This window comes from Streptomyces sp. sk2.1 (assembly GCF_008120935.1).
GTDB lineage: Bacteria > Actinomycetota > Actinomycetes > Streptomycetales > Streptomycetaceae > Streptomyces.
This window is the reverse complement of sequence record NZ_RDBO01000174.1, coordinates 1-677: the sequence shown is the minus strand read 5'-3', so window position 1 is coordinate 677 and position 677 is coordinate 1. Positions and strand designations below refer to the sequence as shown.

Annotated in this window: 1 pseudogene; it reads right to left on the bottom strand. The window is 68.5% G+C overall.

The annotated features are described in order from the left end of the window. Nucleotides 1–677: pseudogene (locus EAO76_RS41975) on the bottom strand (protein phosphatase); the annotation flags it as partial.

The window sequence follows — 677 nt, the reverse complement described above, 5'->3', positions numbered from 1 at the left end:
GCCGCGCCGCCGGCGCCGCCGGTGAAGACGGTGGTCAGGACGTTGAAGGTGACCGCTCCGGCGGCGCGGCCGGGGTTCTTGCCCCATTCGTCCCAGGCGACCAGGGCCTTGCCGGTCTCCTTCATCGCGGTGCGTGAGTCGCGGAGCCAGGAGGGGAGTTTGTCGTCGGGCAGGGTCCAGAACAGGGCGCCTGCTCCGGGGACGGCGGAGATGACGAGGCCGGTGGCGAGCTGGGCCAGGCCCTTCCAGGCCTGTCCCATGGCTTCCCAGCCGCCGAAGCCGACCAGGGTGCCCAGGCCCTTGATGGTGCCCCAGACCCCGTCGACGATCAGGCCGTCCCAGACGAAGGACTTGACCCAGTGGCCGACCTCGTACCAGTGGTGCTTCTCCTCGACGGGGTCGCCCCAGGGGAGTTTGGCGTTCTTGAGGTCCTCGGCGTTGAACCCGTACTGGTCCTTGCGTTCGGAGCCGTCGCCGGCGACCATCTGCGTCCCGCCGAACAGGGCGGTGATCTTGTTGTGGCAGGTGCGTTCGGCGGCCCAGAACGCGGCGACGGTCGCGGTGATGTCGTCACGGAGCTGGTTGTGCTCCTCGACCTTGTCCCCGTCGTACTCCCACTCGTCGTCGTCCTTGTTCTCGTTCACGAACGTGGTCGCGTCGGTCTTCAGCTGCGCGAG